This window comes from Rhodoferax sp. RT4P68 (assembly GCF_056521305.1).
In genome coordinates, this window is the sequence record NZ_JBWMBB010000003.1 from 120,053 (window position 1) to 145,550 (window position 25,498).

Sequence of the window (25,498 nt, forward strand, 5' to 3'; positions counted from 1 at the left end):
GTGAACTCGCTCACCGTGCGCGCGGGCCTGCTGTCCGCGCTGATCCTCTGCGTGCTGCTTGGCATCTGGCACCTGGCCACCACCGGGCCCAGCATCGGTGGCCCGTCGGCCGGCATGACGGCCGAGCAGATCGAGTACGCCAAGATGATGGGCCAGGACCCGGGCGCGTCCAAGAGCGGCGGCTTTCCCACGCTGGCGCAGATGGGCGCCACGGTGTGGGGCCACCTGGCCAACCCGTTCTACGACAACGGGCCGAACGACAAGGGCATCGCCATCCAGCTCGGGCATTCGCTGGGGCGTGTGGCGCTGGGCTTTGGCCTCGCTTGCCTGGTCGCCATTCCACTCGGATTCGTGATCGGCATGTCGCCGCTGATCTACCGCGCGCTCGACCCGTTCATCCAGGTCTTGAAGCCGATCAGCCCGCTGGCCTGGATGCCGCTGGCGCTCTACACCATCAAGGATTCGGCCATCAGCGGCATCTTCGTCATCTTCATCTGCTCGGTGTGGCCGATGCTGGTGAACACGGCGTTTGGCGTGGCCTCGGTGCGGCGCGACTGGTTGAACGTGGCCAGCACGCTGGAGGTGGCGCCACTGCGCAAGGCGTTCCAGGTGATCCTGCCGGCGGCCGCGCCCACCATCCTCACGGGCATGCGCATCAGCATGGGCATCGCCTGGCTGGTCATCGTGGCGGCCGAAATGCTGGTGGGCGGCACCGGGATCGGCTACTTCGTCTGGAACGAGTGGAACAACCTCTCGCTGACCAACGTGATCTTCGCGATCTTGTTGATCGGCATCGTCGGCATGCTGCTGGACCTGGCGTTCGGCCGGCTGCAGAAGGCGGTGACTTATGTGGAGTGACGTGCCCGTGTCTGTCGGCACGCCCGCGCTCCGCGCCACGCAACGAAAGGCGCAGCCCGTGGATGCTTTCCTGAAGATCGAGGGGCTGGCCAAGGCCTACGTGCCGGCGCGGCCGGTGTTCGCCGATGTGTCGTTCCAGCTGGCGCGTGGCGAGTTCGTCTGCATCATCGGCCACAGCGGCTGCGGCAAGACCACCATCCTCAATGTGCTGGCGGGGCTGGACACGGCCAGCGCCGGCCATGTGTTCATGGACGGGCGCGAGCTCGCAGGGCCCAGCCTGGAGCGCGGCGTGGTGTTCCAGGGCCACGCGCTGATGCCGTGGCTGACGGTGCGCCAGAACATCGCGTTCGCGGTGAAGTCGCGCTGGCCGGATTGGAAGCGCGACGCGGTGGATGCGCATGTGCAGAAGTTCGTCGCGCTGGTCGGCCTGCTGCCGGCCATCGACAAGAAGCCGAGCCAGCTCTCGGGCGGCATGAAGCAGCGCGTGGGCATTGCGCGGGCGTTCTCCATCCAGCCCAAGATGCTGCTGCTGGACGAGCCCTTCGGCGCGCTGGACGCATTGACGCGCGGCACGATCCAGGACGAACTGCTGGCCATCGTGCGGCAGACGCAGCAGACCGTCTTCATGATCACGCACGACGTGGACGAGGCCATCCTGCTGGCCGACCGCATCCTCCTGATGGGCAACGGCGCGGACACGCCCAGCAGCTACAAGCCCGGCGGCATCGCCGAGGTGGTGGTCAACCCGCTGGCGCGCGAACGCACGCGTGTAGGGCTGCACCACCTGGATGGCTACTACGAGGTGCGCAACCACATCGTCGACTTTCTGGTCAGCCGCGCCGTGGCGCACTGACCACTTTTTATCTCAACAACGGAGCCAACATGAACCGTCTCGAAGTCACCGAAAAGATCATCTCGACCAAGGTCGCCAAGAGCATCCAGTGGGCCGACGTGGCCAAGAAGGTCGGCCAGTCCAAGGAGTGGACGACCGCCTTGTGCCTGGGCCAGATGACGGCCACGCCCGAGCAGGCCAAGATCGTCGGCAAGATCTTCGGCCTGAGCGCGGACGAGCAGAAGTGGCTGCAGGTCGTGCCGTACAAGGGCTCGCTGCCCACGGCCGTGCCGACGGACCCGCTGATCTACCGCTGGTACGAGCTGGTCAACGTGTACGGCACCACGATCAAGGAGCTGATCCACGAGGAATTCGGCGACGGCATCATGAGCGCGATCGACTTCTCGATGGACATCGTGCGCCAGCCGGACCCAAAGGGCGACCGCGTGAACGTGGTGCTGTCGGGCAAGTTCCTGCCCTACAAGATGTACTGAGGACCAGCCTCAGGGGGGCGGTGTGGGAGGCCGGGTGCTGCGCCGGGGCGCTGGCTCCAGCGCGAGCAGATCCACCGGCAGCCCGTCGTTCCAGACGTCACGAAAGTAGGCGCGGTCACTGCTCACCAGGCCCGGCAGGGCCTCGCGCAGCGCTGCCAGTGCGCCAGCAGCGGTGCGCAGATCGCCGCTGTGTGCGGCGTACCAGGCTTGCTCCAGCAGCAGGCTGGCGTACTGCAGCCCGGGGTAGCGGCGCTGGCCGCCGCGGTGCTCGGCCAGCCGCGTGGAAGTCACCTGCACCCAGTCGGTCGCCCAGCCGGCGTCGGTGAAGCTGGCGTTCAACGGGCCCGCCAGGCCGGCGATGTCGGCCAGCGTCAGCGGTGCCAATGCGCGGAACTGCGCCAGCGTGGCGCGCGGTGGCGGCTGGCAACCACCGCGCGCGATGCGCATCAAGTAGATCGCATTCCAGGCCGAGCGGCCCTGCACGTCGGACAGGCTGCAGAGCCATTCGCTGAACGCGATCCACTGCACGGCGCGCGGAATCGGGTCGGCACCGCCCGCCACGTCCAGCCCGACCCGCTCGAACAGCCAGACCGCCATGCCCATGTTGGCGGCCACGTGCTGCGCCGCGTCGAAGGAATGTGATTCGAACGCGGCGGCCAGCGCACGGCCGAAGTGCTGAAGCGACTCCTGCGCCTGGGCCGTGGCCTCCACCGGTGCCTGTTCTGCGTACCCCAGCGCCTGTGAGCGGCAGGCCAATGCCCACAGGTTGCTCCACTCAAAGCGCACCTGCGGATGGTGGCGCAGCAAGGCGCCCTGGCCGGCGTCGGCCGCGATCCGCTGCAACTGCGCACGCGCCTCGGGCAGGTCGCGCGCCGTGTAGTGACACCACGCAGTCACGATGCCGGCCATCGCGCCCAGATAGTCGTGGCCGGCCACGTGCCGGGCCAGGCGTTGCCGCGCCAGAGCCTGCACACGTTTGCGCGCCTGCGCGTCGTCGCCGATGCGGCGCCACAGCAGCGCTTCGTTCAAGGTGACCAGGGCGCGCTGGAAATCGCTGCCGGCCAGTTGCGCGGCACGGCGCATGGCTTCGAGCGCGTTGGGCTGGCCGGCCGCTGCGTCGGCCGTGAGCGATGCGCTCCAGCGCCCCTGGCGCATGGCCTGCTGCGCCACGACCAGCTGCTGCCAGAAGCCGGCGTCTTGCAGGTGCACGGCATCGGGTGGCGCAGTCGCCGCGGCGTTGCGGGCCATGCGCATCGACCCCGCAGCCTGGGCCGGTGGTGCCGGATCGAGGCCCAGGAACGCGGCGTGTTCCGTCTGCGTGGCGGGCCGTCCCCCAACGACCAGGCGCAGCCGCCGGGCCTCGGCCTGCGGCAGCCAGAACGGCCCCTGGCTGCGCCGCTCGGCGTTCAGGAATCGAGGGTCGCGCGTACGGTCTTCGCCCCAGCCGACCTGCACGCCCCAGGCGCGGAAATCGCGGAACGCTCGGCTCACCAGCATGCGCACGGTGCGGGCGGCCGAAACCTGGCCGCGCAATGCTTCCAGCCGCAGCGGCTGGCCTTGCGCATGCGCATGCAGCAAGCGCACCAGCAGCCATAAAGACTGGTAGGCGGCGGTGCGGCCGTCCACCGTCTGCGGGGAGCACAGTTCAATCGTGACGCTAGGGTTTGACACGTGACAGAGGTTACACCTGTGCGCCAATGTCGCCCGCGCAAGCTTGGGGCTGCACAAGACGGTGTCTAGGATGGGCAGCGTCGCGACGGACTTTCCCTTTTCACCCTTCGTTCAAGAGACCTTTCATGTACGCCACTTTCTCTCATGCGCGGCGCGCGCTGCTGTGGGCTGCGGCCTGTGCCCCGTTCGTCCGCGCCGCTGGTGCGGCGCCCGCAGGCACCCTGCCGCAAGCGCAGGCCGAAGCGCAACTCGCGGCCCTGGAACACGGCTTCGCGGGCCGCATCGGCGTCTGTGTCATCGACACGGCCAGCGGCACGCAGCTCGGCCAGCGTGCAGACGAGCGCTTTCCGATGTGCAGCAGCTTCAAGGCGGTGCTGGCTGCCGCCGTGCTGGAGCGCAGCCGGTCCGATCCCGCGTTGCTGCAACAACGCGTGCGCTACACCCGTGCCGATCTGCTGGCGCATTCGCCGGTCACCGAACGCCATGTGGAGCAGGGCATGACCGTGGCTGCACTGTGCGAGGCCACCATTCAGACCAGCGACAACGCCGCTGCCAATCTGCTGCTGCAGCGCGTCGGCGGCCCGGCCGGGTTGACGGCCTACATGCGCGGGATTGGCGACGCACAGTTCCGGCCCGACCGGGATGAGCCGACGCTGAACACGTCGTTGCCGGGCGACCTGCGCGACACGACCACTCCGCAGGCCATGGCAGAGAGCTTGCGCCGACTGGTGCTGGGCGAAGCGCTGGATGCAGCCGGGCGCGCGCAGCTGGCCACCTGGATGCGTGGCACCACGACGGGGGCCACGCGCATCCGGGCCGGCATGCCGGCCGGCTGGGCGGTGGGCAACAAGACCGGCACCAGCGGCGCTGGCGCATACGGCTCCGCCATCGACGTGGCCGTGGTCTGGCCTCCCGCCCGCGCGCCGTTGGTGCTGACGGTCTTCACGACGCGCCTTGCAGCCAGTGCGCCGGCGCTCGACGCGCCGATTGCCGCTGCCGCGCGCATCGCTGTGCAATGGGCTACGGCGGCGTGACTGCGTAGCGCACGGCCCCGCTGCGCCCAAGCACGCCGGTGGGGCCGGCTTGCACCTGTGCAGGTGCGGCGCCCTCGGGGCGCAGTGTCATGCCGCGACGGCGAAACTTGACGAAGGTCAGGTACCAGAGCAACGTTCCCTAACACAAATGTTGCAGCTGCGCTGTAAGAGTTCGGGTATCGTCAAAACTTCTGCCCCAAAGCGGTTTGGAGCGGAAGAACCTATATCTATTCACCTAGAGTTTTGAAAGACAGCAGTATGAAAAAACTAGTTCTCTCGCTTGGCGTTGTAGCCGCCCAACTGTTCGCCGTTGGCGCATTCGCGCAGGGCGAAGTTGGCGGGGTCAAGCCCCCGCCTGCGGCCAAGAAGGTGCCGGCCGAGGAAAAGGCGGCAGCGCGCGCAGAGCGCAAGGTCGAAGGTGCTGCGGCTCTGAAGGAGCAGCCCCCCGGTGAGGTAGGTGCGGCCGACAAGCCCGTGACGGCTAAGAGGGTGTCGGCCGAAGAAAAGAGCGCTGCGCGCGCAGTACGGAAAGTCGAGGGCGCCGCTGCCCTGAAGAACGCCCCTCCGGGCGAAGTCGGCCCAACCAAGTAAGCCGTCGTTTCCGCAGGCGGTCCGCAGACCATGCGGACCCGCCGCAGCGGGGCATCGGCCGATACCGCCGAGGCGCATGCCAGGCGGCAGCGTCCCGCCGGTCAGGTGCGGTAGCCCGTGTCCACCCGGTCCAGCTTGCGCAGCAGCGACGGCCACACGAACTGCCCGCCGATGCCACCCGTCTGCACCTTCATCGCGTGGCCCACGCCCTCCAGGATGCGCGGGTCCACCTGCACCAGCGGCCCGCCGCCCGCCTGCGCGGCGATCTGGATCTGGCAGGTGTTCTCGAACGTGTACATCGACAAGAACGCGTCCGCAATCGTCTTGCCCACGGTCAGCAGGCCATGGTTGCGCAGCATCAGGTACGTGGCGCTGCCCATGTCGGCCTGCAGACGCGCCTTCTCGTCGTCGCGGATCGCCACCCCCTCGTAGCCGTGGTAGGCCAGCGAGGCCAGCACGAAAGTCGACTGCTGGCTGATCGGCAGCACGCCACCCTGCTGCGCGCTGACGGCGATGCCCGCGCGCGTGTGGGTGTGCAGCACGCACACCACGTCGTCGCGCACGGCATGGATGGCGCTGTGGATCACGAAGCCGGCGGGGTTGACCGGGTAGGGCGAGTCGATGATCTTGTTGCAGGCCTGGTCCACCTTGACCAGGCTGGAGGCGGTGATCTCGTCGAACATCAGCCCATAAGGGTTGATCAGGAAGTGGTGCTCAGGCCCCGGCACGCGGGCGGTGATGTGCGTGAAGATCAGGTCGCTCCAGCCATGCAGCGCGACGAGGCGGTAGCAGGCGGCGAGATCCACGCGCAGCTGCCATTCCTCGTCGCTGACGAGGCTGCGGACGTCGGTCGGGTGGGGGGCGTTCATGGCGGGTCTCCAGGGGTTGTTGTCCCCCCACTGTAGGCGCACATGAGAAGGCCGCGTGTCCGGCATTGGACACGCGGCCTCGGTACCCCCGGCCCTCTGGGCAAGCCCTGGGAAAGCAGTGTCAGGCGGCGACGGCCTGTGCTTGCGGCGCCGGCAGCAGCAGTGCGGCGGCGATGTCCGCCTCGCCCTGTTGCAGGGCCTTGGCGCGGGCCTCCGGACCCATGGCGATGCCCTCGGCCCGCACGAAGCGCAGGTCGGTGATGCCGATGAAGCCGAGCACCGTCTGCAGGTAGCTCTCTTGATGCTCCAGTGCACGGCCTTGCTCGCTGGTGGAGTAAACGCCGCCACGGCCCAGCACCGCGATCACGGTCTTGCCCTTGGCCAGGCCTTCGGGGCCGGCCGCGGTGTAGCGGAAGGTGCGGCCGGGCTGGGCCAGGCGGTCGATCCAGGCCTTGAGCTGGGTCGGCACGGTGAAGTTGTACAGCGGGGCGCCGATCACGACCACGTCGGCCGCCAGGAACTGGGCCAGATAGGCCTCGGTCACGGCGTTCTCGCGCTTTTGTGCGTCGGTCAGCGAAGCGTCCGTCAGCCCCAGGCGAAAGCCCATGGCGTCGGCGCCGAAGTGGGCCGGTGCGTCGGCTGCCAGGTCCAGATGCTGCACCTGGGTGTTCGGGTGGGCCGCGCGCCAGGCTTGCACCGCGCTGGCTGTGAGTTGGCGGGTGACGGAGGCATCGCCGAGGATGCTGGAGTCGATGTGGAGCAGTTGCATGGCGGGCTTTCGAGGTCGTGATGGGTGAATGGATTGATTGTCCCAGTGCTTCCTTTGTGCGATAAGTCGGCTAAATCGCAATGCATCGTTTCACCAGCAGGACAATGCCGCCATGCAAGACCTCAACGACATGCTGTATTTCGCCGAGGTGGCCGAGCGCGGCAGCTTTGCCGAGGCCGGGCGCGTGCTCGGCCTGCCCAAATCGCGCCTGTCACGCCGCGTGGCCGCGCTGGAAGAGCGCCTGGGCGTGCGGCTGCTGCAGCGCACCACGCGCAAGCTGTCGCTGACGGAGGTCGGCTCGCTCTACCTGCGCCACTGCCTGGCCATGCGCAGCGAGGCGATCGCCGCCGGCGAGGCGGTGCAGCGCATCTCGGCGGCGCCGCGCGGCACCGTGCGCGTGACGTGTCCCGTGACGCTGGCGCAGTCGGTGGTGGGTGACATCGTGCCGCGCTTCTTGCTGGACTACCCGCAGGTGCGCATCGAGATGGAAGTCAACAACCGCGTGGTCGACCCTGTGGAAGACGGGGTGGACGTGGCGCTGCGTGTGCGCCCCACGCTGCAGGACAGCGCCAGCCTGGTCGTCAAGCGGCTGGGTGTGGCGCACACGCTGCTGGTGGCCAGCCCGGCGCAGCTGGCGCGCCAGGGCGTGCCAAGCCAGCCGGCCGATCTGCAGCGGCTGGACAGTGTGGCCATGTCGGCCATCGACGGCCGCGCGCCGGTCACGCTGTATGGCCCGGGTGGTGCCGAGTTCGTGTGGCAGCGCCAACCGCGCTACGTGGCCGACGACATGGAGACGCTGCTGCGCGCCGCGCTGCAAGGCGTGGGCGTGGGTTTATTGCCCGACTACATGTGCCGCGAGGCGGTCGACTCCGGCCGCTTGCTGCCGCTGCTGCCTGACTGGTGCCCGCCCACCGGCATCGTGCACGCCGTGTTTGCGTCACGTCGCGGCCTGGTGCCGGCAGTACGGGCGTTTCTGGACCACCTGGGGCAAGCGCAGGTCTACTGAGCTTGGTGATGCCTTATAACTTTTTGATTGAAAGCAAACAAGAAAACAATCGTTTGTGCATAGCAGCAAGATCAGGACAATGCGCGGCTCTGTTCTGGGACCTGACATGACTTCTTTGCGCTTCTCCGCTGGCCGCACGGCCCGCACCCTGCTTGCCACTGCCTTGCTGGTCGCCGCTGGCGCCGCTTCGGCCCAGACTCAGCTGCTCAACGCCTCCTACGACGTGGCGCGCGAGTTCTACAAGGACATCAATGCCGCCTTCGTGCCGGTCTACAAGAAGGCCACCGGCAAGGATCTGAAGATCGACCAGGCGCATGGCGGCTCCAGCGCCCAGGCGCGCGCCGTGAACGACGGCCTGGCCGCCGATGTGGTCACCTTCAACACCACCACGGATGTCGACTTCCTCGCCTCCACCGGCGCCGTCGCCAAGGACTGGAACAAGCGCTTCCCGAACAACGCTGCGCCCACCACCTCGACCATGTTGTTCCTGGTGCGCAACGGCAACCCCAAGGGCATCAAGGATTGGGACGACCTCATCAAGCCCGGCGTGCAGGTGATCGTCGTCAACCCCAAGACCGGCGGCAATGGCCGCATGGCCTACCTGGCGGCCTGGGGTTATGTGCGCAGCAAGGGCGGCACGGACGCGCAGGCGGCCGAGTTCGTCGCCAAGCTCTACAAGAACGTGCCGGTGCTGGCCAAGGGCGGGCGCGACGCGACCACCATCTTCCTGCAGCGCAACACGGGTGATGTGGTGGTGACCTTCGAATCCGAAGTGGTCTCCGTCGACAACGAATTCGGCAAGGGCAAGGTCCACGCGGTGCATCCCTCGGTCAGCATCGTGGCCGAGAACCCGGTCGCCATCGTCGAGCGCACGGTTGCCAAGAAGGGCACGCAAGAGGTGGCCAAGGCTTACCTGGACTTTCTGTACACCGACGAGGCGCAGGAGATCGCCGCCAAGCACGCCATCCGCCCGACCTCGGCCGCCGTGTTGAAGAAGCACGCCGACGTGTTCAAGCCCGTGCGCATGTTCCGCGTCGAAGAGTATTTCGGCTCGCTGGCCGAAGCGCAGAAGGTGCACTTCAACGACGGCGGCCAGTTCGACAAGCTCTACACCGTTCGCTGAGCCGGCAGTAGCCCCCTCGACATGACTGCGGCAAGCCTGGCTTCCCCGGTGCCGGCGATGGCACCGGCGCGCGCCCGTGGAAGCAAACGTGTGCTGCCCGGGTTCAACCTGACCCTCGGGTACACCGTGCTGTACCTGAGCCTGATCGTGCTGATCCCGCTCTCGGCGCTGGTGTTCAAGACCTTCACGATGAGCTGGGACCAGTTCTGGGTCGCCATCAGTTCGCCCCGCGTGGTGGCGTCCTACAAGCTGACCTTCGGCGCCTCGCTGATCGCAGCGCTGGTCAACGTGGTGTTCGGCCTGCTGGTGGCCTGGGTGCTGGTGCGCTACAGCTTTCCCGGCAAGAAGATCGTCGACGCGCTGGTCGACCTGCCGTTCGCGCTGCCGACCGCTGTGGCCGGCATCGCGCTCACGGCGCTCTTGGCCGGCAACGGCTGGATCGGCCAGTACCTGGAGCCGCTGGGCATCCAGCTGGCGTTCAATCGCAACGGCATCGTCATCGCGCTGATCTTCATCGGCCTGCCGTTCGTGGTGCGCACGGTGCAGCCGGTGCTGGAAGACACCGAGAAAGAACTCGAAGAGGCGGCGATGTGCCTGGGCGCCACGCGCTGGCAGACGTTTCGCCATGTGCTGTTTCCGGCCATCGCGCCGGCGCTGCTGACGGGCTTTGCCATGGCCTTTGCGCGCGCGGTGGGTGAGTACGGCTCGGTCATCTTCATCGCCGGCAACATGCCGATGGTCTCGGAGATCACGCCACTGATCATCATCGGCAAGCTGGAGCAGTACGACTACGCCGGCGCCACGGCGGTGGCCGTTGTCATGCTGGTGATTTCGTTCGTGCTGCTGCTGGTCATCAACGCGCTGCAGGGTTGGCAACGCAAGAGGTCCGGCGCATGAACTCCAGCAACCTGACAACCAGACGCATCAGCACCACCGAGTCACCCTGGGTGCGGCGCACGCTGCTGGGCATCGCGCTGGTGTTCCTGGGGCTGTTCCTGGTGCTGCCGCTGGCGGCGGTGTTCACCGAGGCGCTGCGCAAGGGGCTGGACGCGTACATCGAAGCTTTGAGAGAACCCGACGCCTGGTCCGCGATCCGCCTGACGCTGATCGTCGCGGCGATTGCCGTGCCGCTGAACCTGGTGTTCGGCGTGGCGGCGGCCTGGTGCATCGCCAAGTACGAGTTCCGCGGCAAGGCCTTCTTGACGACGCTGGTCGATCTGCCGTTCTCGGTCTCGCCCGTGGTGGCCGGCCTGGTGTACGTGCTGCTGTTCGGCGCGCATGGCTGGATGGGGCCGTGGCTGGCCGAGCACGACATCAAGATCGTGTTTGCCGTGCCCGGCATCGTGTTGGCCACGGTGTTCGTGACATTTCCGTTCATCGCGCGCGAACTGATCCCGCTGATGCAGGCCCAGGGCAGCGACGAAGAGCAGGCCGCCATCGTGCTGGGCGCAAGCGGCTGGCAGACCTTCTGGCACGTGACGCTGCCCAACATCAAGTGGGGCTTGATCTACGGCGTGATCCTGTGCAATGCGCGGGCCATGGGCGAGTTCGGCGCGGTGTCGGTGGTGTCGGGCCATATCCGCGGCCAGACCAACACCATGCCGCTGCACGTGGAAATTCTCTACAACGAGTACCAGAGCGTGGCGGCGTTCGCCGTCGCCTCGCTGCTGGCCTTGCTGGCGCTGGTGACGCTGGTCATCAAGAGCATCGTCGAGTGGCGACACGAGCGCGAGATGCGCGCCTCCGCCGACGGCCCGCCCGAGCGGCCCCCTTCTGCCGCCGGCGCCGCCGCCTGAGCCCCATTTCCCAAGGTTGATCCATGAGCACCGCCGGGCCGCCCCCGAGGTGCTCGCTCCGAAGCCGTAGGCGAAGGTATCTAAATGAGCATCGAAATCCGCAACGTCAGCAAGCACTTCGGCGAATTCCGCGCGCTGAACGACGTCAGCCTGGACATCGAGTCCGGTGAACTGGTCGCGCTGCTGGGCCCATCGGGCTGCGGCAAGACCACGCTGCTGCGCATCATCGCGGGGCTGGAGACGGCCGACGCCGGCAACATCCTGTTCGCCGGTGAAGACACGACCGACGTGCACGTGCGCGAGCGCCAGGTCGGCTTCGTGTTCCAGCACTACGCGCTGTTTCGCCACATGACGGTGTTCGACAACGTCGCCTTCGGCCTGCGCATGAAGCCGCGCGGTGTGCGGCCCAGCGACGCGCAGATCAAGCAGAAGGTGCATGACCTGCTGGGCCTGGTGCAGCTCGACTGGCTGGCCGATCGTTTTCCTTCGCAGCTCTCCGGTGGCCAGCGCCAGCGCATCGCCCTGGCGCGCGCACTGGCGGTGGAGCCCAAGGTGCTGTTGCTCGACGAGCCCTTCGGCGCGCTGGACGCCAAGGTGCGCAAGGAGCTGCGCCGCTGGCTGCGCCGCCTGCACGACGACCTGCACGTGACCAGCATCTTCGTGACGCACGACCAGGAAGAAGCGCTCGAAGTGGCCGACCGCGTCGTCGTCATGAACAAGGGCCAGGTCGAGCAGATCGGCTCGCCGCAGCAGGTGTGGGACCACCCGGCCAGCCCGTTCGTCTATGGCTTTTTGGGTGATGTGAACCTGTTCCACGGGCGCGCCCACCAGGGCGAGCTGCTGGTCGAGGGCATGAAGATCGACGCGCCCGAGCACCACGCAGCCGACGACGCCAAGGCCTTCGCCTATGTGCGCCCGCACGACCTGGAGGTGGAGCGTTATGCGCCCGGTGCCACCGGCATCGTGGCCAAGCTGTCACGCGCCATCGTGGTCGGGCCGATCGCCCGGCTGGAGCTGACGCCTGAGCAGGGGAAGGGCGGCGACCAGATCATCGAGGCGCAGATGACCTCGGCCGAATACAAGGAGCGCGGCTACCGCGAAGGCGAGACGCTGGTCGTCACGCCGCGCCGCGCCAAGGTGTTCGTGGACCATGGGGCGGGGGTGTGAGGCGCACTCGGGTACCGTCGGAGCGCGTTCGCTTGGGGCGGCCCGGCGCTGCGCTCAGGCGAGCAGTTCGGCCTTCGGCAGCTTGGCTGCGCCCGCATCGAATGTCATGAACCGGGTCCTGCCCAGCTGGGCAGCACGTGCCAGCATCAGGCAGTCGGCGAAATCTGCTGCTGCGTGTTGGGCCCACACATACAGCGCTTCTTCCACCGTGGGTTCGTGCTCGAACGCCATGCCGCGCGTCTCCAGCAGTTGCGCGAATGCGGCCGCGATCGACGGTTTGTCGAGCTTGTAGCGGCTGCGCAATACCCATTCGGTTTCCAGCAGTACACACAAGACGATCAGCAAGCTTGTCGCCTGAAGTCAGCCCCAACCGTTCGCGGATTTCCCGCGGGACGGTGACTTGGCCCTTGCTCGTCAATGTGGTTTCAGGCATGGAATTTCCTTACGATTTTGAGTACCGTAATACCAACGCGCAAACGCGCAAGCACGGGTCGGTTGCCTCCAGGTCAAAAGGGGCCATCAGCCCCTTTGTCCGGTCCGGCCCAAGCCGGATCACATGAACATCACTTCTGATAAATCTGGTCGAAGCTGCCCCCGTCCGCAAAGTGCTCCTTGTCGGCCTTGGTCCAGCCGCCGAACGCCTGGTCGATCGTGAACAGGTTCAGCTTGGGCAGTTGCTTAGCGTACTTGGCCTGCGCCTTGGCGGAAATCGGGCGGTAGAAGTTCTTGCCGATGATGTCCTGCGCCTCTTCGCTGTAGAGGTACTTCAGGTATTCCTCGGCCACGGCGCGCGTGCCCTTGCGGTCGACGTTCCTGTCGACCAGCGTCACCGGCGGCTCGGCCAGGATGCTGAGCGAGGGGTAGACGAAGTCGACCTTGCTGCCGAATTCCTTCTCGAGCAGATAGGCCTCGTTCTCCCAGGAGATGAACACGTCGCCTTGGTTGCGCTGCGCAAAGCTGATCGACGAGCCGCGCGCGCCGGTGTCCAGCACAGGCACGTTGGCGTACAGCTTGGCCACGAACTCCTTGGCCTTCGCATCGCTGCCGTACTTGCGCTTGGCGAACTCCCAGGCGGCCAGGTAGTTCCAACGCGCGCCGCCGGAGGTCTTGGGGTTGGGGGTGATCACCTTCACGCCGGGCTTGACGAGGTCGTCCCAGTCCTTGATGCCCTTGGGGTTGCCGGCGCGCACCACCAGCACGACGGTGGAGGTGTAGGGCGCCGCGTTCTGCGGCAGCCGCTTCTGCCAGTCAGCAGGCACCCAGCCGCCGTTCTTGTGCAGCGCGTCGAGGTCACCGGCCAATGCCAGCGTGGCCACGTCGGCCTCCAGCCCGTCGATGATCGAGCGCGCCTGCTTGCCCGAGCCGCCGTGCGACTGGCGGATCGTCACGTCCTGGCCGGTCTTGGCCTTCCAGTGCGTGATGAATGCCTTGTTGAATTCCACGTACAGCTCGCGCGTGGGGTCGTAGGAGACGTTGAGCAGCGTGACGGGCGGTGGCGTCTGGGCGAAGGCAGCGGTGCCAGTGGTGAGTGCCAGCGCGGCGGTGGCGAGACGGGTGAGAACGTGGCGGCGGGTGCGCATGGGGGTCAGCTTTCGGTCGAAATCGGAAAGCGCCGATTCTGAAAGCCGCTCCTTCAAACAGGAACGATTGATTTCGCTTCTGCTTATGCCTCGCGGGTCTAAGGCGTGGCGAGGCGACGCGACGTCAGGCCACGACCCTGGCCATCTCCGGTGCGTGCAGCGCTTCTTCCAGATGCATGACAGCGGTCGAGGAGAGGTGCAGGCGCAGCACCCGCAGATCGTCGGAGGGGTCTTGCGAAGCGCGGTACGTCGCCAGGTCCACCAGCTCCCCACGTGCAATGCGTTCGCCCAGCACGGCGCTGATGGCGCACACGGCCATGCGCGTGGCGTGCATCGCGTCTGCAGCGGGCGCCGGCACGAAGCTGATCTGGCCGATGCCCCGGGTGTCGGCGATCGTCGCCTCGGGCAGGCCCCATTCCTGCATCAGCAGGCCGCCCAGCTCGCCGGAGGACAGGCCCAGCCGCTCTTGCTCGGCCAGTGCGCGTTGGGCCAGGCCCAGGCCGTCGGGCAGGGCAGTGACCGCGCGCTCGGCCTGGCGCCGCTGCAGCAGCGCGGCAGCGGCCAGGCGGCCCACGAACGAGAGCACCAGCTGCGTGGCCATGCCGGCAGCATCGGGCAGCCGCAGCTGTTTGCCCAGGTGCAGACACAGTTCGCTGGCGATGGCGCTGGCCTTCCACAGCGTGTCGAACTCGCGGCGCAGGGCCGGGTCCTTGGCCGAGATGGTCTCGCTCAACATGTACTGCACGCACAGGTTGCGCACCGTGTACAACCCCAGGAACGTGGTGGCCTGGCCGACGCTGGTGACGGCCTTGCGCAGGCCGTACAGCGGCGAGTTGACGGCGGCCATGACACGGGCGGCTACCACTGGCTCGCTCATGACCAGCTCGCCCAACTCTTGTGATGAGGCGCGGGCGATGAACTCGGGCGACAGCAGCTGGCGCAGGGCGCGCGGCGGGCGCGGGATGGTGCGCAACTCGCACAGCAAGGCCTCGCGCACGGGCGTCGGCAGCGTCTCGGGCCGTTCAAGGCGGGCGTCGACCGGCACAGACGCGCCGGACGCTACAACGAGGTTGGGCTGTGTACGTTCCGGAACGTTGGTGTACACGGGTTGCGTGTCGGAAAAGTCGGCGAGCGCTCTGACCCGCGCTCGCGGCGCCGGTGCCTGTGGCCGGCGCATCCACCACAGACCTATTGCTCCCAACACCACCACCACGGTGAGGACCACTTCAAGCATTTTGTGTTTTCTTTCTTGTCGCATGCCTCAAGGTGTGACCCTGGCGGGTCACGGCAGGCGCTAACGAATGTACACAACGAGGCGTGAAGCGTCGAGCGCAACGGGTGGGCGTGTCGCGCTGATAGCAACGCTGGGCTATGCGACGTGCAAGGCTGGCAGCGTGAGGGGCAGTGAGCCGGTTTTGACGCGCACGGTCGCGGTGCGGACGTCGTACGGCACCGGTGCACGGCCCAGGATGTGCGCCGCCACGGTGCGCACCTGCCGCGCGATGGGCTCGATGTAGCGGCTGGCCTGCCCGCCGATGCTGATGCAGTCGCCCAGTGCGTGGATGCGTGCATCGCTGGTGCGCAGGGTGATCGGGTCCACGGCGATGCCGCCATCCCACGCCAGGCCGGCGCTGTGGGCCAGCCGCCCCGGCGTGGCCAGGCCGGCGGCGGCCACCACATGGTCGGCGGCGAAGCGCTGGCCGCAGGCGGTGCTGACGCGCAGGCGCGTGCCCACGGCCTCGACCCCGCGCACCGACACGCCTCCGACGAAGCGGATCGGCAGGTCGCGCCAGGCCTGCAGCAGCGGTGTGCCGGCGAGCGCGGCGTCCCACCGGGCCAGTGGCGTGGCCTGCAGATCGAGCAGCGTGATGCGGTGACCGCCCAGGGCCAGGTCGTTCGCCAGTTCGCTGCCGACCAAGCCGGCGCCGGCGATCAACACTTCACGCGGGCCGGTGGCGTGCGCATCGCCCAGGGCGGCGCGCAACCGTTGGTAGGCGCTCAAGTGGTTGATGCGCCAGCACAGCGCCGCGGGCAGGGCCGGCGGCAGAGCGGCCTGCGCGCCGTGGGCCAGCACGAGGGTGTCGTAACGCAGCGGTCCGCGCGTGCTGCGCAGCGTGCGCGTGCCGGTGCAGATGCGCACGGCCTGCGTGTGGGCCAGCAGCCGCACGCGCAGGCGCTGCGCGGCGTCAGGCCCGCGCTCCTTCACCAGCGCATCGGGCGCGATGCCGCGCGCCATGGCGACCGAGAGCATGGGCTTGTCATAGCGGTCGCCGGCGCAGGCCGTGACGAGGGTGATCGGCAGACGTGCATCGGCCGCGCGCAGCTGCTCGGCCAGGGCCCAGCCGGCGCGGCCGGCACCGACGATCAGCACCCCGGGTGCGGCACGGCGGGCTGGTGCTGCGCGCGTGGCCGACGTGGGAACTGTCGCCCCCGTGCCGGCGGCGTTCACCGTGTCGGCTATCTGGGCCTGCGGCGCTATGTACGGTGAGAAATCTGACTTCGTCACGCCGCACAGCGGGCACGACCAATCGTCGGGAATGTCATCGAAACGCGTGCCGGCCACCAGCCCGCTGTCCGGGTCGCCCGTGGCCTCGTCGTACACATAGCCGCAGGCGTGGCAGATGTACTGGCGCCATGGGGCCAGCGCCTGCACCGCCTGGGCCACGGCGCTGTGTGGGCTGAGGGGCGTCGAAGTGGACTCGCTTTCGGCTGGTACTGCGGCTGCAGCGTGCGCTTGCGCCGTTCTGGCCGACGCGCCACTCTCTGGAATACCTTCGCTCTGCGTGCTGCGGTGCTGAGCGCCTTCGGGCGGCCGGGCGGCGCTCACGGCATCTCCTCGGCCGACAGCCGCGCGATCTCGCTGCGCAGGTGCTTGATGGCCGGCGTGACGATGGCCACGAAATGCGATTCGCGCACGCGGCGCTGCACCTCGGAGCTCAACAGGTAGCCACGCGCACCCTGGTGCAGCAGGGCAGATTGCGCAGCGCGCAGGCTCAACTCGGCGCCGTGCGCGCGGGCGTCGGCCACATCGATGAAGAACTCTTTGGAGCCATCGAACGGCGTGCGCGCCAGCGCCATCACGCGCGCCGTCAGTTCGTCCAGCTCGGCTTGCAGATCGCAGGGCCGCTCATCCAGGTACTGGTTCACGTGGCCCAGCTGCGGCTCGACCGCGCGCATGGAATCGATGGCGCCCTGCACCACGCCGATGGCCATGCCGCACTGGAGCATCACAAAGGCCGCGCGGATGCCGACGACCCAGGGCTTGGCCGGGTCGGCAATCACTTCGTCGGCGCTGATGAAGCAGTCCTTCAGCCGCAGCCCCCAGGTGCCCGTGCCCTCCATGGCCGAGAAGCTGGGGCAGTCGCGCAGCTCGACGCCCGGCGCGTCGCAGCGCAGCAGGAACATCACGTCGCGAGCGCTGCTGCCATCCGATTCGACCACCTGCGCAAGGGCACCGCAGTAGTGGCCCGGCCCCAGGTTGCTGACCCACGGCAGTGAGCCGTTCACCACGAACCCGCCCGCCACCGGCGTGGCCTTCAGCGCCATCGGTTCGATCAGCGCGTAGCTCTTCATCGGATTCGACATGGCGGTGCCGCCCAGGCCCGTGCCGCTGGCGTGGCGCTGCAGCACATCGCCCACCAGCGCCGGGTTGCCCGACTGCTCCAGGTACAGGCCGCACACCGCCTGGCACCACACCATGAAGCCGGTGGCGCCGCAGACGCGCGAGACCTCGGCCATGGCCTGGATCGCCAGGCCGTAGTCGCCGCTGCCGTGCGGCGCCTGCAGGTGGGCGCTCATCGCGCCGATGGCGCCGAGCTGGCGCAGCACGGCCTCGGGGTAGTGGCCTTGCCGGTCGATGGCGTCGGCCTGCGCAGCCAGCGGGCCGTGCGCGATGGCCCGCACGGCTGCCAGCAGCGCATCGGGGGGCAGCGCCTCGCGGGCGATGCCGGGGGGCAGGTCGGCGCGGTTCATCGCATCAGGCCAGTGCGATCTCGAACGGGATCGGGTTGCGCATGGAATTGGCCACCGGCGAATAGAAGTTGGCGTGCTGCACGATCTCGTCCAGCACTTCGCGTGGCGCATCGCCCTCGACCAGCACCTTCACGCGGATGGCCTGAAAGCCCATCTCCGGCGCCGTCTTCTGCAGCGCGCCACCGGCGCCCCAGGCGGCTGGGTTGCCGATGTCGCCTTCGAGAAAGATCTCCAGCCTGGTGAGCTTCACCTGCTTCCAGGTGGCCACCGCCGTGATGCCGACTGCCAGGCAGCCGCCCAGGCCCGACAGCACGATCTCGCCGGGTGCCGGCGCCGTGTCCTGCCCGAAGAGGTGCAGCGGCTCGTCCACCACCACCGGCGCGTGGTGGCCGACGGTGCTGAGCGAGCGGTACTGCCCCTCCATCACCGTGTGGACCTTGTTGGTGCCGCGCGAAGCGGGGTTGTGGCGGCCCTTGTCGGCAAAGGCGGCCAGGCCCTCGGCGTCGATCGGGCGCAAATAAGTCTTGACGGTCTGCACGGGGTCCAGGGTGGCGGTGGTCATGGGGAATCGGTCCTTGTGAGCGGTGAGGTAGCGGGTGAGATAGCGGGTGAATGCAGGGGTCAGGCGGCCAGCGCCAGCTTGGGTTTGGCTGTGGCGAACGGCAGGCCGCTCTCGATCGGCAAGCTGTCGATGCGCGACCACTCGTTCCACGAGCCGAAGTACATGCGCACGTCGGCAAAGCCGGCCTGCTTCAGTGCCAGGAAAGTGTTGGACGCACGCGCGCCCTTGAAGCAATACAGGTAGATCGTGTCGTCGGGGCTCACGCCCACGCTCGCGCATTCGGCCTTCACCTCGTCGGGCGACTTGAACACCGGGCCTTGCGCCGAGGGCTTCATGAAGCGGTACCACTCGACCCATCGGGCACCGGGCAGCCGGCCCTTGCGCGGCGCGAAGTCGCGGCCGTAGGGGCTGGAGCTGTCGCCGATCCACTCGTCCACATCGCGCACGTCGAGCAGCACCGTGTCGGTGTGCAGCGCGGCGGCCACGTCTTCCTTGGTCAGCATCACGTCGGCCATCGGCAGGTCGCTGGGGAAGGTGGCGGGGACGGCCACCGTCGGCGTGGTGGAGACAGGCAGGCCGGCCGCCTTCCACGTCGAAAAGCCGCCATTCAGCACCTTCACGCCGGGGTAGCCCAGCCAGGTCAGCAGGTAGTAGCCGCGGCAGGACTGGCCGTAGCCGCTGTTCATCGCGTCCTCGTAGAACACGGCCGTCTCCTGGCCTGAAAGGCCGGCCGCGCCGAGGCTGGCGGTGAAGCTGTCCTTCAGCTCCTGCAGGCCCTCGGGGGTCGACGTGGCGAGGAAGGTGAAGACCTCGCGCAGGTTGACCGCGCCCTCGATGTGGCCGGCCGCATAGGCGTCGGCGTCGCGCGTGTCGATGATGACCACGGGGCCGGCCTGCTGCAGGGCGAGCAGTTGGGCGGGCGTGATCAGAACGGAAGCGTCGGTGGCGGTGCTCATGGTGTCCTCTCGCAAAGGGGTGGAAGGCAATGTGCCTGCAGAGCCATTTGCAACCGCCGTGCCATGCCGCATGCGTGCGCTAGAGATCTCTGGAGAAGCCTTTCAGGGCTGGACTCGTCGCTATCAAGTCGAGAGCATCTGAAGGGCGGCGCGGCGAGGCCGATCGGCTGCGCCCCGCCACTGTGTCGACACAATGTCGACGTCGTGTCTGCATCGGGAGCTTGCGGTATCGTGGCTGCATGAAGACCACCCCACCGCCCACCGTGCCCCAGACGCCTGCGGCCGAGAACCCACCCAAACCAGCCAAGTCAGCCAAGTCAGCCAAGGGCGCCAAGCCGCCCAAGCCGGCCAACGGCACCAGCGTGCTGACCGACCGCCAGCTGTCCGCCCTGCAGCATGCCGACCCCAAAGCCAAGTTCAAGTTGGCGGACATTGATCCATCTGCCAAGCCGTACTCCAGTGGCGACAAGGTGAGCGACAAGGCCGCCGTCGAGGCGCTTGCCATTGAACTGGACACGCTGCAAAACCTCTTCTATGCCGACAAGCGCTTCAAGTTGCTGGTGGTGCTGCAGGGCATCGACACCAGCGGCAAGGACGGCACGCTGCGCGGCGTGTTCGGCCGCATGAGCCCGCTGGGCGTGCGCACCGTCGGCTGGAAGGCGCCGAACGACGAGGAGAAGGCGCACGACGTGCTGTGGCGCATCCACCGCCAGGTGCCGCGCACCGGCGACATCGTGGTCTTCAACCGCAGCCACTACGAAGACGTGCTGGTGCCTGTGGTGCACGGCTGGATCACACCCGAGCAGCAGCGCCAGCGCTACGCCCACATCAACGACTTCGAGCGCATGCTGGTGGATACCGGCACCATCGTCTGCAAGTTCATGCTGCACATCGGCAAGGACGAGCAGCGCGAGCGCCTGCAGTCGCGGCTGGACGACCCGGCCAAGCGCTGGAAATTCCAGCCCGAAGACCTGACCGTGCGCGCCCAGTGGGACGACTACCAGCGCGCCTACCAGGACGCGATCGCCGCCACCGGCACGCCCTGGGCGCCGTGGACCATCGTGCCGGCCAATTCCAAGACCCACCGCAACCTGATGATCGCCACGCTGCTGCAGCAGAAACTGCAAGGGTTGAAGCTCGCCTACCCGACTGGCGACCCGGCGCTGGTGGGCCGCAAGATCGACTGAGGCGCGCACCGGTGGACTGGACACGCTGGCGCGCGCGGCTGGTGCCGGTGGTCGTCGCCTGCCCGCTGTTCCTGCAGAACCTGGACACCTCCATCATGGCCACGGCGCTGCCCAGCATCGCCCGCGCCATGCAGGTCGAGCCGCTGCGGCTGAACCTGGCCATCACCGCCTACCTGCTGAGCCTGGCCGTGTTCCTGCCGCTGTCGGGCTGGTGCGCCGAGCGCTTCGGCGCGCGCCGTGTGTTCTGCTGGGCGATCGCCTTCTTCGCGGCCGGCTCGGCGCTGTGCGGGCTGGCAGATTCGCTGCATGAGCTGGTGGCCTTTCGCATCCTGCAGGGCCTGGGCGGCGCGATGATGGTGCCGGTGGGCCGGTTGATTCTGTTGCGCAGCGTGCCGGCTGCGCTGATGGTCAGCGCCATGGTCTGGTTCACCGTGCCGCCCACCATCGGCCGCATGCTGGGGCCGGTGGTCGGCGGGGCCATCGTCAGCTTCACCTCGTGGCGCTGGATCTTCTTGATCAACGTGCCGTTCGGCCTGCTGGCGATTGCGTTGGCGCTGGTGTTCATCGCGCCCGAGACCGAGCCGCGCGAGCCGCGCCCGTTCGACGCCATCGGCTTCGCGCTGATGGCGCTGGGCCTCACGTCGCTGCTGGGTGCGGTCGAGACGGCCGGCAAGGCCCTGGTGGCCGATGGCATCGGCTGGGCGGCGGCCGCCATCGGCGCGGCATCGCTGGCGCTGTACGTGTGGCGCAGCCGGCGTGTGGCGTACCCGCTGATCGACCTCTCCATCCTGCGGCACCGTACCTACCGCGCCTCCATCGTCGGCGGCACGCCGCTGCGCATTGCGATCGGCGCTTCGCCGTTTCTGCTGCCGCTGATGCTGCAGCTGGGGTTTGGCCTGTCCGCGCTGGAATCGGGCCTGCTCACGGTGGCCACGGCCATCGGCTCGCTCGCCACGCGCGTGGTCATGACACGCGTGATCCGCAACTTCGGTTTTCGTCAGCTGCTGACGGGCACCACCGTGGCGACCGGCCTGTGCTACGCCAGCTACAGCCTGTTCACGCCCGCCACGCCGCACCCGCTGATCTTTGCCACGCTGATGCTGGGCGGGCTGGTCAACTCGATGGGCATGGTGGCGCTGCAGACGCTGGGCTTCAGCGAGATTCCCCGGCCGCGCATGAGCCACGCCACCACGCTCAACAGCATGGCGCAGCAGTTGTCGCTGTCGCTGGGCGTGCTGCTGGGCGCCGGGCTGGTGAGCGCCACGGCGCGGTGGCATGGTGGGGATGCGGCGCATCTGACGGCACGCGATTTCTCGCCGGCGTTTCTCTGCGTGGGGCTGGTGACGCTGTTGTCGCTGCTGTGGTTCACGCGGCTGGGGGCGGACGCGGGGGCGGAGCTGCGGGGCAAAGGGTGAGCGCTGCGCTGCGATGTGGCGACCGCAGGCGAATCACTTGCCTGGGCGCCCGAGGAAGCGAGAAGGAGCTGGAGAGGCGCGGTCGCTGGCGACGGCGCCCCACCTCATTTCAGCGCGAGCCCTTCACGCACCCGCAGGGACAGTGCAGGCTCCACGCGCGCTGCGAAGGCGCGGGGTGTCGCGGAGCCTGATGGCGTCCAGCGCAGGCTGTGGCTGCCCAGGTCCAGCCGGCCCAGCGGCCGGCCGCCGTCGTGCAGCAGCACGATCTGCAGCAACACGGGGTCGTCCGCCGGCACAGCCGTGGGGCCCGTGTTCAGCATGAGATCGATGGCCTGGGCGACTGCTGCCGGCACATCGCTGCGGATGCGCGCCGGCCCGGCGCCGGGCAGCACCTGCAGCGCGGCCCAGCTGGCGGCTGCCAGTGCGGCTGCAGGCTCCTGCGCTGCTGCTGCTGCTGCTGTTGCGGGCGCCGCGCTGCGACTGCTCGCCAAATCGCTCTCGCCGAGTTGACCGCGTGGCGCTGCCGACGGCGGCGCGCCGGGTGTGGTCGTTGCTTGCGCGATGCGCGAAGACCGCACGTCGCCTTCCGGCCGGGGCACAGCCGCGCCGCGCAGCGCCGCAGGCTCGGGTGGCGGGCGCGTGGCGTCGGTGGCCGTGGCGTCCGATGCTCCGGCTGCGGACTGCTTGGCGCGGCTGCGTTCTTGCGTGGCGATGGGTGGCGGCGCCGGCATGTCGTCCGATGCCGCCGCCTTCGATTCTTCCCGGCGCATCGGCGCAGGTGTTGGCGGCCGGGGCTGCGCGGCGTCGCGCGCATCAGTGCGTCCGGTTGCGGGCGTGGGTGCACGAGCAAGGGGAGGAGCAGGAGCAGGAGCAGGAGCAGGAGCAGGAGCAGGAGCAGGAGCAGGAGCAGGAGCAGGAGCAGGCGGCCGTAACGGCGCAGCGGATGGAGCCGGTGCGACGGACACGGGCGGCGGCATGGCCGCCGGCAGGTCGCGTGTGCTGGCATCGGGTTGCGGGCCAGGCACCTCGCGGTCCCACCACAGGCCCACGACCACACCGGCCAGCAGCAACGAGGCGAAGGCGGTGTTCCAAGGCCGGCGTGCGCGCGGGGGCGATCCGAGCATCCGCTTCCACCAGGGCGATGGCGATACAGCCGTGGCCGCTGCTGCGACCGGCGCGGCGGCTTGGCGGGCCTGGCGCAGGATGGCCTCGCGAATGGCCGCCGGCGCGGCGGCGTGCGCGTCGGGCGCATGTTCCAGCGCCTTGCGCAATCGCGCGTCGCGCAGGTGCGTCGCCTCGGGCGCGGGCTTCGTCACCACGGTGCTCCCGGTGGCGCCAGGTAGTGCTGCATGCAGCCGCGCAGCTTGGCCAGCGCGTAGCGCAAACGGCTCTTGGCGGTCTCGAAACCCAGGCCCAGGCGTGCGGCCAGGTCTTCCACGCTGCTGCCGTCTTCGTGGTGCAACAGGAACACGGCGCGCTGCGCCGCAGGCAGCGCATCCAGGCACTCCAGCAGTTGCCGTCCGGCCGCGCGCCAGTGGGCCAGGTCGTCGGTGGCCGGGTGGGCCAGGTCCAGCGCCTCCTGCAGCCAATCCAGAGGGTCGGTGTCCGTGTCACCGTGCGGCGCGGCATCGTCGATGCTGTGTTCGCGGCCACTCGTGCGCAGCCGGTCCATGGCTAGATTGTGGGCGATGGTGAAGGCCCAGGTGCGCCACTGCGCACGCCCGGCGTCGAATGAGGCACGGGCCGCGATGATGCGCATCCAGGTGTCCTGAAACACCTCGTCCGCCTGCGCGGCGAGCCGCGTGCCGAGCAGCCGGCGCACGAAGCGCAACAAGGCCGCCTCGTGGCGCGCGTACAGCCGTTCGAAAGCGGCTTCGTCACCGCCTGCGTAGGCCTGCATCAACGCCTCGTCGGGCATGTCGTCTGTGGGGCGCGGCGGCATCGATGGATTCTCACACCACGTTCTACGGCGATCGGGCGCGCCTGGGGTTAACGACGGCGAGATTTTTCAACCCCGCACGGCGTGCCCGGCCGTACAGACATCCATCGCCACCACCGGAGCCATCGATGCCCACGCCCTTGTCCCTCGTCCTGCAACGTCGCCTGGCGGCCGTGCTGTGCACCCAGCTGGCGCTTTCGGCCTGCGCCGCGCAGCCCGGCCGCGAACTCTGGCCAGACCCGGCGCCGCAGCCTGTCGCCACCGTGCCGGTGCCAGACCTCGCGCCGCCCGGGGGCTTCGCGCCCCTGCGCCAACGGCCCAACTTCCAGGCGCCCAGCGCCGAGCACTGCGCCCGGCCGCCCCAGACGCGCGAGGTGCCCGGCCGTGCCGCGGGGCAGCGAGAGGAACTGCGCGGGGAACCGCGCGAGGCAATGCCCGGGGAAGCGCGCGCAGACATGTCGAGCGCGCGCTCGTCGCGCGTGCCTGCGCCGGCCGGAGCGGCACCGGCACCGGCATCGCCGGAGTCGAGCACCGCCGACCGAGATCGGACAGCGCGCGACGATGCGCTGTTCTCGCGCAAGCAGGCCCCAACCGAGGCCGGCATGGCACCCCAACGGCAGGCCGCGCCCGTGCCGGGGCCGGTGACCGCCGGTGTCGTCAACGACAACGCCGGCTTCGCCGAGTACCTGGCCTTTCGCGACCGCACCCAGGTGCCGCACCGCGCGCGCGACATCCGCGAGCGCACCTTGCTGCAAGTGCGCGATGCGCAAAGCCGCGGCGTGGCCGATGCCGAGGTGCTGGTGCGGTCTCCGCAGGGCCAGGCGGCCTGGGCGCGTACCGATGCGGCCGGCCAGGTGTGGCTGCACCCGGACGCATTCGACACCCAGCGTTCCCGCGTCTACGAGGTGACGGCGCGCCAGAACGGGTTGCAGACGCGCGGTTACCTGCAGCGCGGCCAGAAAAGCGCCATGGAACTGCGGTTGGACGGCGCCTCGCGCCCCGCCCGTGCGCGGCTGGACCTGGTCTTTCTGATCGACGCCACCGGCTCCATGGCCGATGAAATCCACAAGCTCAAGGCCAGCCTGCGCAGCATCGCCGACGAGGTGGCCGGCCTGCCGAGCCAGCCCGACCTGTGCTTCGCGCTGGTGGCCTACCGCGACCACGGCGACGCCTTCGTGCTGCGCAGCCACGATTTCACGAACGACCTGGGTGCCTTCCAGGGCGTGCTGAACCGGCTGCAGGCGGCAGGCGGCGGCGACTACCCCGAGGCCATGAACGAGGCGCTGCACGAGACCGTCCACCAACTCAGCTGGCGTGGTGATGGCGCGACCCGCATGGTGCTGCTGCTGGCCGATGCGCCGCCGCACCTGAACGCAGGCGGCCCGCAGTACGACGAAGACATGCAGGCCGCGCTGGGCAAGGGCATCAAGGTGTTCAGCGTGGGCGCCAGCGGCCTGGACCGGCAGGGCGAATACATCCAGCGCCAGATCGCGCAGTACACCGGCGGGCGATTTGTGTTCCTGACCTATGCCGATGCCCGGCGCCCCGCCAGCGGCCCTGGCCGGGAGACCGTGCACGACGTGCGCAACTACTCTGTCGACACGCTGGACCGCCTGATCGTGCGGCTGGTGCGCGACGAACTGGCGGCCTTGCAGACCACCGAGTGAGGTGTGCGCC

Annotated in this window: 25 protein-coding genes and 1 pseudogene; 13 read left to right on the forward strand and 13 right to left on the reverse strand. The window is 68.6% G+C overall.

Annotated features, from left to right (window positions below; all coding sequences use genetic code 11):
* From ntrB to cynS, 3 genes are read left to right on the forward strand one after another with little or no spacing between them, the layout of a single operon-like run.
* Positions 1-858, forward strand: a complete 858-nt coding sequence (gene ntrB, locus AC099J_RS07080; RefSeq protein ID WP_479614529.1) for a nitrate ABC transporter permease — start codon at positions 1-3, stop codon at positions 856-858.
* On the forward strand, positions 848-1,711 hold the full coding sequence (locus tag AC099J_RS07085; RefSeq protein WP_479614530.1) for an ABC transporter ATP-binding protein: 864 nt from the start codon (positions 848-850) through the stop codon (positions 1,709-1,711). The genes ntrB and AC099J_RS07085 overlap by 11 nt, the downstream gene beginning before the upstream one ends.
* Before the next feature lie 29 nt (positions 1,712-1,740).
* Positions 1,741-2,184 (forward strand): cyanase, encoded by a 444-nt coding sequence (cynS, locus tag AC099J_RS07090; protein WP_479614531.1) that lies wholly within the window; start codon positions 1,741-1,743, stop codon positions 2,182-2,184.
* 9 nt (positions 2,185-2,193) lie between these two features.
* Here the strand turns inward: cynS and AC099J_RS07095 are convergent, their stop codons facing one another.
* Positions 2,194-3,855, reverse strand: a complete 1,662-nt coding sequence (locus AC099J_RS07095) for a hypothetical protein (RefSeq protein WP_479614532.1) — start codon at positions 3,853-3,855, stop codon at positions 2,194-2,196.
* A 125-nt stretch (positions 3,856-3,980) separates the two neighbouring features.
* Here AC099J_RS07095 and bla point away from each other — a divergent pair, with 125 nt between their 5' ends.
* Positions 3,981-4,889: a class A beta-lactamase gene (gene bla, locus AC099J_RS07100; protein WP_479614533.1), complete on the forward strand. Its 909-nt coding sequence runs from the start codon at positions 3,981-3,983 to the stop codon at positions 4,887-4,889.
* Positions 4,890-5,147: 258 nt separating this feature from the next.
* Positions 5,148-5,480: a hypothetical protein gene (locus AC099J_RS07105; protein WP_479614534.1), complete on the forward strand. Its 333-nt coding sequence runs from the start codon at positions 5,148-5,150 to the stop codon at positions 5,478-5,480.
* A gap of 101 nt (positions 5,481-5,581) precedes the next feature.
* Here the strand turns inward: AC099J_RS07105 and AC099J_RS07110 are convergent, their stop codons facing one another.
* On the reverse strand, positions 5,582-6,349 hold the full coding sequence (locus AC099J_RS07110; protein ID WP_479614535.1) for a class II aldolase/adducin family protein: 768 nt from the start codon (positions 6,347-6,349) through the stop codon (positions 5,582-5,584).
* A 121-nt stretch (positions 6,350-6,470) separates the two neighbouring features.
* Complete coding sequence (locus AC099J_RS07115) at positions 6,471-7,118, reverse strand: FMN-dependent NADH-azoreductase (protein WP_479614536.1); 648 nt, start codon at positions 7,116-7,118, stop codon at positions 6,471-6,473.
* A gap of 112 nt (positions 7,119-7,230) precedes the next feature.
* Here AC099J_RS07115 and AC099J_RS07120 point away from each other — a divergent pair, with 112 nt between their 5' ends.
* The 5 genes from AC099J_RS07120 to AC099J_RS07140 all read left to right on the forward strand — a co-directional run bounded on the left by AC099J_RS07120 (position 7,231) and on the right by AC099J_RS07140 (position 12,210).
* The gene (locus tag AC099J_RS07120; RefSeq protein WP_479614537.1) at positions 7,231-8,124 is read left to right on the forward strand and encodes a LysR family transcriptional regulator; all 894 of its coding nucleotides are present in this window, start codon (positions 7,231-7,233) and stop codon (positions 8,122-8,124) included.
* A 106-nt stretch (positions 8,125-8,230) separates the two neighbouring features.
* Positions 8,231-9,247 (forward strand): sulfate ABC transporter substrate-binding protein, encoded by a 1,017-nt coding sequence (locus AC099J_RS07125; protein WP_479614538.1) that lies wholly within the window; start codon positions 8,231-8,233, stop codon positions 9,245-9,247.
* A gap of 21 nt (positions 9,248-9,268) precedes the next feature.
* Positions 9,269-10,144 (forward strand): sulfate ABC transporter permease subunit CysT, encoded by an 876-nt coding sequence (gene cysT, locus AC099J_RS07130; RefSeq protein WP_479614539.1) that lies wholly within the window; start codon positions 9,269-9,271, stop codon positions 10,142-10,144.
* A complete protein-coding gene (gene cysW / locus AC099J_RS07135; protein ID WP_479614540.1) occupies positions 10,141-11,043 on the forward strand; it encodes a sulfate ABC transporter permease subunit CysW in 903 nt (300 codons plus the stop codon). The genes cysT and cysW overlap by 4 nt, the downstream gene beginning before the upstream one ends.
* Before the next feature lie 84 nt (positions 11,044-11,127).
* Positions 11,128-12,210: a sulfate/molybdate ABC transporter ATP-binding protein gene (locus AC099J_RS07140; RefSeq protein ID WP_479614541.1), complete on the forward strand. Its 1,083-nt coding sequence runs from the start codon at positions 11,128-11,130 to the stop codon at positions 12,208-12,210.
* 54 nt (positions 12,211-12,264) lie between these two features.
* Here the strand turns inward: AC099J_RS07140 and AC099J_RS07145 are convergent, their stop codons facing one another.
* The 8 genes and pseudogenes from AC099J_RS07145 to AC099J_RS07180 all read right to left on the reverse strand — a co-directional run bounded on the left by AC099J_RS07145 (position 12,265) and on the right by AC099J_RS07180 (position 19,280).
* Positions 12,265-12,555 (reverse strand): PIN domain-containing protein, encoded by a 291-nt coding sequence (locus AC099J_RS07145; protein WP_479614993.1) that lies wholly within the window; start codon positions 12,553-12,555, stop codon positions 12,265-12,267.
* 34 nt (positions 12,556-12,589) lie between these two features.
* Positions 12,590-12,643: pseudogene (locus AC099J_RS07150) on the reverse strand (hypothetical protein); the annotation flags it as partial.
* A gap of 130 nt (positions 12,644-12,773) precedes the next feature.
* Positions 12,774-13,790 carry a sulfate ABC transporter substrate-binding protein gene (locus AC099J_RS07155; protein WP_479614542.1) on the reverse strand — a complete coding sequence of 339 codons (1,017 nt, stop codon included), beginning with the start codon at positions 13,788-13,790 and terminating at the stop codon, positions 12,774-12,776.
* A gap of 124 nt (positions 13,791-13,914) precedes the next feature.
* Positions 13,915-14,895 carry an HDOD domain-containing protein gene (locus AC099J_RS07160; RefSeq protein WP_479614543.1) on the reverse strand — a complete coding sequence of 327 codons (981 nt, stop codon included), beginning with the start codon at positions 14,893-14,895 and terminating at the stop codon, positions 13,915-13,917.
* A 264-nt stretch (positions 14,896-15,159) separates the two neighbouring features.
* Positions 15,160-16,617, reverse strand: coding sequence for an FAD-dependent oxidoreductase (locus AC099J_RS07165; protein ID WP_479614544.1), 1,458 nt, complete (start codon positions 16,615-16,617; stop codon positions 15,160-15,162).
* Positions 16,614-17,762 (reverse strand): acyl-CoA dehydrogenase family protein, encoded by a 1,149-nt coding sequence (locus AC099J_RS07170; RefSeq protein ID WP_479614545.1) that lies wholly within the window; start codon positions 17,760-17,762, stop codon positions 16,614-16,616. Before AC099J_RS07170 ends, AC099J_RS07165 begins: the two co-directional genes overlap by 4 nt.
* Positions 17,763-17,766: 4 nt before the next feature.
* Positions 17,767-18,324, reverse strand: coding sequence for an OsmC family protein (locus AC099J_RS07175; protein ID WP_479614546.1), 558 nt, complete (start codon positions 18,322-18,324; stop codon positions 17,767-17,769).
* A 59-nt stretch (positions 18,325-18,383) separates the two neighbouring features.
* Positions 18,384-19,280: a sulfurtransferase gene (locus AC099J_RS07180; RefSeq protein WP_479614547.1), complete on the reverse strand. Its 897-nt coding sequence runs from the start codon at positions 19,278-19,280 to the stop codon at positions 18,384-18,386.
* A 239-nt stretch (positions 19,281-19,519) separates the two neighbouring features.
* Here AC099J_RS07180 and AC099J_RS07185 point away from each other — a divergent pair, with 239 nt between their 5' ends.
* Together AC099J_RS07185 and AC099J_RS07190 are read left to right on the forward strand one after the other, a co-directional pair.
* Positions 19,520-20,467, forward strand: coding sequence for a PPK2 family polyphosphate kinase (locus AC099J_RS07185; RefSeq protein ID WP_479614548.1), 948 nt, complete (start codon positions 19,520-19,522; stop codon positions 20,465-20,467).
* 11 nt (positions 20,468-20,478) lie between these two features.
* A complete protein-coding gene (locus AC099J_RS07190; protein ID WP_479614549.1) occupies positions 20,479-21,882 on the forward strand; it encodes an MFS transporter in 1,404 nt (467 codons plus the stop codon).
* Positions 21,883-21,986: 104 nt separating this feature from the next.
* Here the strand turns inward: AC099J_RS07190 and AC099J_RS07195 are convergent, their stop codons facing one another.
* Both AC099J_RS07195 and AC099J_RS07200 read right to left on the reverse strand, forming a co-directional pair.
* On the reverse strand, positions 21,987-23,198 hold the full coding sequence (locus AC099J_RS07195) for a hypothetical protein (RefSeq protein WP_479614550.1): 1,212 nt from the start codon (positions 23,196-23,198) through the stop codon (positions 21,987-21,989).
* Complete coding sequence (locus AC099J_RS07200; protein ID WP_479614551.1) at positions 23,195-23,824, reverse strand: sigma-70 family RNA polymerase sigma factor; 630 nt, start codon at positions 23,822-23,824, stop codon at positions 23,195-23,197. The genes AC099J_RS07195 and AC099J_RS07200 overlap by 4 nt, the downstream gene beginning before the upstream one ends.
* Positions 23,825-23,949: 125 nt before the next feature.
* On the opposite strand from AC099J_RS07200, the gene AC099J_RS07205 reads away from it, so the two are divergent.
* Positions 23,950-25,488 (forward strand): vWA domain-containing protein, encoded by a 1,539-nt coding sequence (locus tag AC099J_RS07205; RefSeq protein WP_479614552.1) that lies wholly within the window; start codon positions 23,950-23,952, stop codon positions 25,486-25,488.
* Positions 25,489-25,498 lie beyond the last annotated feature (10 nt).